Source organism: Desulfofundulus sp. (assembly GCF_049701015.1).
Lineage (GTDB): Bacteria > Bacillota > Desulfotomaculia > Desulfotomaculales > Desulfovirgulaceae > Desulfofundulus.
This window is the reverse complement of the sequence record NZ_JBNATZ010000128.1, coordinates 1-6,970: the sequence shown is the minus strand read 5'-3', so window position 1 is coordinate 6,970 and position 6,970 is coordinate 1. Positions and strand designations below refer to the sequence as shown.

The following is a 6,970-nucleotide window of genomic DNA, read 5'->3' as shown; positions in this document are numbered from 1 at the left end:
GTCGACATTGCCATATGGATACGGCCTCTCCGGGGCCTTCCTGGGCGTCCACCCGTAGCACTCCAGAAGATTCCTTACCGCGGCCACGTCTGCCGCCCGAGTTATTTTCAGCCGCCACTGGTTCCCGGTCCTGGAATAACTTTCGTGTCCTTCTGCCGTAATACCCAGGTATTCCCGTACAACGTCCACGTACCATCTGTCGCGGTGGCGTACCCAGTAACCCTCTCCGGAGGTGGATGCTGTGCCCCACAGCACCCCCAGCACGTAGGCCCCGGCGTCGGTCGTAGTGTCCAGATCGCCCACGGGGCCGGGTTTTCGCTTCTTGTACTGCGGGTCGGGCACCCCGGCCTCCCGGAACTTCCGCGCTACGACGCGGGCCATCGAGGGGCTGACGCCCAGTATGGCGGCTATTGTGGCGTTGCTCATCCCCCGTTCGCGCCAGGAGAGCCACTCGAAGGTGGTGACGGTATGTTTTTTGACGATGATGGTGTGTTCCTCATAAATATCGGTCCATAGGTGCTCTTGCAACCGTTTTATTTTTTCCTTGACGCTCAACAGCGTGAGTCGGGCCACGGAGGCCCGCAGGATTTCCTGCATCGCCAGGACGGCCTCCCGGTCGGAGTAGCGTTGCCGGGGCCAGAAGAAGCCCCGCAAGCCGTTTTTTCCGGCGGGGCACAATGTGGACGTGCAGGTGCGGTATGCTCTGGCTGACGCGGTTGTTTACGGCCACAAAGGAGCCGTGGGCGGCCAAGCCTTCCTCCACCGCGCGGGCAAGGAGCCGGATATTGGCGAAGAGAGGAGCGACCAACACAGCGAGGGTCTCGTACCGGCTCTTGGGGCCAGCAGCAGTCGGCCGGGAAAGAGCGGACGGAGGTCCCGGGAGGCCAGGAACACCCCGTCTTCAACCTGACCAGTCCAGGATTATCCGCTTCCTGGCGCGGCCAACACCCCGTTCACCGGGCAACGTAGCGACTGTCCGTGCTGGATTACAAAAACTTCCGGGTCAAATCAGTCGGCTGCAAAGATGCCGCTTGTAATGCCCACCTTCCATTCCTCATCGTTCCACTTTACCTTTGCTCCCAGCACCCCGGCTACAAGCCTGACCGGCAGCAAAACCCTGCCGCCGGTTATGCGCAGCGCCACCTCAGGGGCCCGGCCGCCGGGGGTGTACGCCGCGGCCAGAGCGGAAAGGTCGCGGTGCTCACCGTTCAGGTAGGCTACATGGCGGTGGCGGAGCGTTTTTTGACCGCTCGCCGGGTCATCCTCAGTGATGGTCACTGGATCAACGGGCAGCCGCAGGGTAAGCCCGTCTTTTACCACCACAACCTCCCGGCGGTTCGCGTCCCACGTGACCGCGGCGCCCAAGGTTTCCCAGACCTCCCGTGCAGGAACGAAACAGCTGCCGGCGATGAGTTCCGGCGGCACCTCCAGCTCCAGGGAACGGCCGTTCACCTCCACCAGGACCACGCGCGGATCCACCCAGACGTCCGTCCGGAAGTGGAATTCACCTTCGTAGCGAAATGCCTGGAGTTGCTGACTCCCGGTCAGCACCTTCGCCACCTCCGGGGTCACTGCCGTAAGTTCTGCAGCGTCAAGGTTGACCCGGTTCGAGGACCGCCAGGGGGGAGCGTTTGCAATGACTGTTCTGGGAAGCTGATAGTCGAGCCGGTCGAAAACCCTCCGGTCCCCGCAACAGACCAGATCCACCCGGCCGGTCCCGCCATACAGAGCACTCACCTTAAGCGGGTAGTAGAGGGCAGGCGTTATGAACCGGTAGGCAAGTGGTGGTACGGATTGCACTTCTTTTCCGATATGGACAAGATCGAAGGCAAAGTAGTTGAAACCGCGCTGGCAGTAGTCGGCCACCACCTCTTTTTCCTGCTCCGTCAACTCCCGTACCGGGAAGCTGTTTTCGCGGAAGTAGGCTTCTACCCACCAGGCGAAGGCCGCCGGGTCGTTTACCCGCACCACGGTAACGTCGTGAACGCCGAGGCACCGGTGCAGAAGCAAGTCCACGGGCTCACCGTCGCCTGTTCCTTCACCGTAGCTTTGCACCATGGCCTTTCGGAAGTAGGTGACCCGGTGGGCGTTCAGGATCTCCTGTAGCCGTTCGAAGGCCCCGTCCGGAGCCAGCGCCACCACCGGTTCCGCCGGGAAGGGCGTGAACTCCAGCACCGCGGTGTCTCGCCCGGCCTGAACATCCGTGGCCAGAACCAGCAGTTCTTCCTCGCCGTTGAAGGCGAGGAAGGCCTTCTGCCCCGGCTCGCTGAGGGTAACGGGCTCGGTGTAAATTGCTCCCCTATCGGCCCGGGCCACTGCGGGAAGCACCAGCACAAAGAGAATAAGGGAGATAAGGCAAATTTTACCGCGGCCTACCCCTGGCATCGCAACCCACTCCCTTACTTTACGGTCACCACGTAGGGCGGGATCGGCCAGTAAAGGGGTGGTTTTGTGCCCAGACCCAGGTAAATCCGGTACTTGCCGGGCGGCATCTCCGGGTCGATCTCCGCCGCCTGGTCAAAATGACCGAGCAACTTTTTCTGACCTCCGTCGTAATAGTAAGTGGAAAAGGCTGTTTCGTAGGCATACGGGTACTTCTCCGTGTCGGGCTCGGGAAGAAAAGCCACGTTTACCTCCTCTACAGAGGAGAGCGCCTTCGGCAGCTCGAGGTCGAACGAAAGTTTATATTCCTTGCCGCGTTCGGCTACCTCCGGCACCTGGCTGGCCACGTTCCGGAAGGGATTGCGACTGCCCTCCAGATAGTCAGCCAGCCCTTGAGAAAGGGGCATACCGCGGGCAAGCCGCCAGCCTTCGCCCCGCTTAATCAGGTAAAAGGCAAACTGCCAGTCCCCCTCCTGTCCGATGCCCCAGCGGTGCGCTTCCTTCCCGGGGGCAACGTGGGCGCGCGCCAGGCAGCCCACCTCGTCGCCGCGGGGGCCGACTGCGAACGTCGATCCAGCAGCGATGTTTGACACACGCACCACATCCGGCGGGACTTTTGCATTGAAAGTTGCCTCCAGAAGCCCCACGCCGGGCCAGACCACCGCCTTAGGGTGCTCCAGGCAGGCCGCCGCCGTTCTGTAATCGCTGCGTCCGATGGCCGCCAAGTAATTCTCCACCACCGCTTCCGGCTGGGCCAGCGCCCAACCCCCGGCCGGCGACTGGCCGCCGCCCGGCGGCGTACCTGCACCTCCCGGAGCCGCTCCCGTCCCACCGCGCCCGCAGCCGGCAATCACCACGAAGAGCAAGGACATTAAAACGAGTAACAACTTGCGCATAATTGACCCTCCTTATTTTCAGCTTTAGCCCCAGGCCCCTGCTGCCGCCATCCCGCCGGCGGCGGGGCTATTCGCTTTCTCCGCCGCTCTTGCTGCGAATGACCACTGTCATTTCAGATGGCTCCCACCGCACCTGGCAGCCAAAGCCTTCCGCCGCCCACCGCGCCGGCAGGCAGACGCGGCCGTTTGTAATCTCCGGCGCCAGATCCATGACCATGGGTTCCGGAGCGGCCGGGCCCACCCGTTTCTCCATCACCGGATTGCCTACGGTAAAAGAGACCACGGCCTCGCCCTTTTTCAGGGTAACCGTCTGGTTTTTCTCCTCCCATACCACATCTTCATCGCGGACACCCACCGCCCGCGCCAAAAAGCGCACCGGAACAAGGACGCGGCCGCCCCGCAGGTAGGGGGCCACGTCCATCCGGACCAGCATCACCGGGCCGTGCCGGTAGCCCACGGCACACGCCGTGCTGCCCACCTGGAAGCGGACCTCGGACGCCAGGGCGCCTGCCGGAGCCTTGCCGGGGAAAAGCAGGGCACACGCCACGGCAAGAACCAGAGTCAAAGCGATTCCTCTTTTCGTCACGCGGTGCTTCACACTTCTCCCTGCCTCCCTTGTTTAGGGGCCGGTGCCGCCTCCCGCCACGCGCCAGAAGCCGTTCGGACCATCACGCAGAATGTAATAAAAGTAAGAATGCATACCCGCCGGGAGCACCGGGCCGTCATAGGGTTGGTAAAAGGTTACCAGAAACAGCTTATGGTAACGCGGGTCGCGGAGGTCATCCGGCAGGAGCGGGCGCTCCTCAATCTCACGGAGCGAGCACCCTTTGAAGTCCTGCGCAAAACGGGCGCGCACGGCCTCCTCCGGGGTGGCGTACCCCGGCCGGTTAAGAAACCCCTCCGGGTAGACTTTTAGGAGCCAGTTCCCGGCGGTAAAGGTGAGCCCGTTCACCGTGACCTCGGCTGGGTAAACTCCGGCCTGGCCAGGGGAAAGGAGTCCCACTACCCATTCCCCGGGGCCGCCCGGGGAAAGGGTTATTTTATCCGCCTGCCGCCAGTACTCGTTCGGTTCAGCGGAACCACCCACTCCTCTGAGCCTCACTACCGGCCGCGACGCAGAGCCACTGGTGCGCACCAGAATACTCAAACCCTTGTCCGGCTCTACCGGGTTGGGGTCGAAGACCAGCTCTTCCGCCCAGGCAATCTCACCGGGGGCCAGGGTTACCTGCTGGGTGGCCGAGCCCCACGCGGCGCTGTAACCCAAACCGGCGGCCACGTAGCGGGCGGGAAGGAAAACTCGGCCGGACCTCATCTCCGGGGCCACGTCCATCACCAGCGAAACGGAAGGCCCCGTGCCCGCCTGCCGCTCCAGCAGGGGACTGCTGAGCTTAAGGCGCAGGATCACGTCTTGTTTGCGCAAACTCACGGTCTGGGCAGCGCCGTCCCAACGCACGCCTTCCTCCGGCACGCCCAGAGCATAGGCCAGGTAACGCACAGGGACGTAAGTGCGCCCCTCGCTGACGTAAGGGGCCACGTCCATGGTGTACTGCCGTGCGTTGGCTTCGTAGCTCACCCGGCCGACCCAGAAGTGGGCCGGAGCTGGCGCCGCCTGCGCCCAGGATCCCCAACAGAGGACGAGTGCAGCGTTAACCGCAAGGACAGCCGAAACAAGGCCAGAACACACCCGGCACCTTTGCGCGGCCGCTTTACCCGGCACCGCCGCTTTTGCCCGGGCTACCGGGTTGCCGCTGGAGAACAGTGGAAAGATGCCTCCGGTGGCGGCGTTCCCCGGTTTGTTGCTCGCTTTCCTCCTACTGCATCCAGCCATGGGAACTTCCTCCTCCACCGCCGGAACGCACTGCCGTTACGTAGTAGTAATCCAGGGAATCGATGACGGCGGGCCCGGACACGTAATAGCCCTTTTCCCTTTCGGCCTCTCCCCAAGTAAGGCACGCTTTGTCGACGACGCCCCATTTGTTGCTGTCCTTGTAGGCCCAAATGAAGACCACCCCGGATACCTCCGGGCTGCCCGAAGTGATGAAGCCGTAGCGGAAGACCTTGCCGTATTTATCTACATTCCAGTTGTCTGCTTTTTTCGTCACGCAAAGGGGGACCACCCACACCTGGTACCTGGCTCCGGCCACCAGGCCGCTCAAGGTCAGCTCCTGCGGGTCCCGCTGCTGGTACACGTTCGAGCTCCACTGTCGCTTGTACTGCGCCGGGTAGTCCTGATAGTAAACCCCCGTTTCCCCGGGAGCTTTTTTCCAGGCCGAGGTGGGCGAGGTATCGTATGGCTCCCCCTGGATGTAGACGCGGTAGCCCCAGACGGCCGTATCCACGGGCAAAAGCCAGAATTGCTGTCCGCCAGCGAAGCCTTCCTGAAAACCGGCGGTACCTTCAATGAGGTTCACGGGGGTGTGGGGGTGAAACGTTATCAATGCCTCACCGGGGGCTTTGTTGCTGCTTGTTGTTGTGCCCCTCGCCGTCCCCCCTTGCGGGGCGGCACCGATGATGAGCACAGCCTGCGTATCCTCCTCCCACGCCGCCTGGTAGCCAAAGCCCTCGGCCACATAACGGGCGGGCAGGCAGAGGCGGCCGTTGACGATTTCGGGCGCCACGTCCATCGGGATGAAGTTTTTGGCGCTCGTAGCGGCATCCGTCCTCATCATCTCCGCGCTACCGACCATAAGGTAAAGGGTTATGTCACCCTTCCTCAGGGTCACCTTCTGCGTGTTCGGATTCCAGGTGATGTCCTGGTCGCGCACCCCGAGGGCGTTGGCCAGGTAGCGGATGGAGAGGTAGGTCCGGCCGTTCTTCACGTAGGGCGCCACGTCCATCGGAAACGTCTGGCTGCCGGCTTCGTAGTAGTTTTGACCGATGCGGAAGACCGCCGCATGCTTCTGCTCAGGCGGGGTTACCGATGGTTGTGACACGGGCTGCTGCTCCGGCGGCACCGGAGGTGCCGCGGTTTCTACCGGCAGCACTCCAAGCTGCCCGTCGTTCTCGTTGTAGAAGAAGATGCCCACCTTACCGTAGCGGCTCACCATCAGGAAGCCGGGCGTGTAATGCTTGAGGGCGAATGTCTGCGGGTTGGAGGCAAACCCCGGCCTGGCCCAGCCGTTGACCTCCCACTGCCAGCAGGTATTGTCGAAGGCAAAGTGGGAGACCTCCACCGGGTCGCCGCCGGTGGCCTTTACCTCCACCGCAGGCCAGCTGTTAGGGCACCGTGCCCCCTCTACACACCGGAGGTGCACCGGGGTAAGGGTGCAGAGGTCCGGCACCGTTTCTGTCACCCATGGGCAGGAACCGCCGAGCACCACCGCGCCAAGCTGTCCGTCGTTCTCGTTGCCGATGATGAGCCCCATCTTGCCGTAGCGGGCGATCATCAGCATGAACATGCCGTAGTGGGGGATGTCGTAGTACTTGGGGTTGGTCTTAAACTCCGGTTGCGCCCAGCCAGCCACCTCGTCGTGCAGGTACTGCCCTTTCGCCCAGAGGCCCACTTCCACCGGGCCGCCGGAGGAGAGGACTTTAAACCGGTTCCCCTCCCGGTTGACCTTGCCCAGCCCCGGCACGTCCAGACCGGTGAAGGGGCCACCCTGCAGCACCTTGTACGTCAGTTTACCATCGTTCTCCCTTAAGCGCCCGGCCGCACGACGCGAGGACGGAAGGGAGAGGCGTTATGGAAACCG

General features: G+C 62.9%; 9 protein-coding genes. 2 read left to right on the top strand and 7 right to left on the bottom strand.

Annotated features, from left to right (window positions below):
* Window positions 1-597 (bottom strand): hypothetical protein (locus ACPLUI_RS08900; protein WP_424659909.1); only part of this gene is annotated, 597 nt, incomplete at its 3' end.
* Window positions 497-763, bottom strand: a complete 267-nt coding sequence (locus ACPLUI_RS08895; RefSeq protein WP_424659910.1) for a hypothetical protein — start codon at window positions 761-763, stop codon at window positions 497-499. The genes ACPLUI_RS08895 and ACPLUI_RS08900, both read right to left, overlap by 101 nt.
* Here ACPLUI_RS08895 and ACPLUI_RS08890 point away from each other — a divergent pair.
* A complete protein-coding gene (locus ACPLUI_RS08890) occupies window positions 680-910 on the top strand; it encodes a hypothetical protein (protein WP_424659911.1) in 231 nt (76 codons plus the stop codon). The genes ACPLUI_RS08895 and ACPLUI_RS08890 overlap by 84 nt on opposite strands.
* Before the next feature lie 98 nt (window positions 911-1,008).
* Here ACPLUI_RS08890 and ACPLUI_RS08885 read toward each other — a convergent pair whose 3' ends face one another.
* The 5 genes from ACPLUI_RS08885 to ACPLUI_RS08865 form a co-directional block, all read right to left on the bottom strand.
* Complete coding sequence (locus ACPLUI_RS08885) at window positions 1,009-2,385, bottom strand: stalk domain-containing protein (RefSeq protein WP_424659908.1); 1,377 nt, start codon at window positions 2,383-2,385, stop codon at window positions 1,009-1,011.
* Between the two features lie 14 nt (window positions 2,386-2,399).
* Window positions 2,400-3,278, bottom strand: a complete 879-nt coding sequence (locus ACPLUI_RS08880) for a hypothetical protein (protein WP_424659907.1) — start codon at window positions 3,276-3,278, stop codon at window positions 2,400-2,402.
* A 67-nt stretch (window positions 3,279-3,345) separates the two neighbouring features.
* On the bottom strand, window positions 3,346-3,876 hold the full coding sequence (locus ACPLUI_RS08875) for a copper amine oxidase N-terminal domain-containing protein (protein WP_424659906.1): 531 nt from the start codon (window positions 3,874-3,876) through the stop codon (window positions 3,346-3,348).
* Between the two features lie 21 nt (window positions 3,877-3,897).
* Window positions 3,898-5,106 (bottom strand): copper amine oxidase N-terminal domain-containing protein, encoded by a 1,209-nt coding sequence (locus tag ACPLUI_RS08870; RefSeq protein WP_424659905.1) that lies wholly within the window; start codon window positions 5,104-5,106, stop codon window positions 3,898-3,900.
* A complete protein-coding gene (locus ACPLUI_RS08865) occupies window positions 5,090-6,532 on the bottom strand; it encodes a copper amine oxidase N-terminal domain-containing protein (protein WP_424659904.1) in 1,443 nt (480 codons plus the stop codon). Before ACPLUI_RS08865 ends, ACPLUI_RS08870 begins: the two co-directional genes overlap by 17 nt.
* On the opposite strand from ACPLUI_RS08865, the gene ACPLUI_RS08860 reads away from it, so the two are divergent.
* Entirely contained in the window at window positions 6,527-6,919 is a 393-nt protein-coding gene (locus ACPLUI_RS08860; RefSeq protein ID WP_424659903.1) for a hypothetical protein, read from the top strand. The genes ACPLUI_RS08865 and ACPLUI_RS08860 overlap by 6 nt on opposite strands.
* Window positions 6,920-6,970 lie beyond the last annotated feature (51 nt).

Coding starts and splice junctions, on each gene's coding strand:
- ACPLUI_RS08885 (WP_424659908.1), bottom strand. CDS start 2,385: ATGCCAGGGGTAGGCCGCGGTAAAATTTGCCTTATCTCCCTTATTCTC.
- ACPLUI_RS08880 (WP_424659907.1), bottom strand. CDS start 3,278: ATGCGCAAGTTGTTACTCGTTTTAATGTCCTTGCTCTTCGTGGTGATT.
- ACPLUI_RS08870 (WP_424659905.1), bottom strand. CDS start 5,106: ATGGCTGGATGCAGTAGGAGGAAAGCGAGCAACAAACCGGGGAACGCC.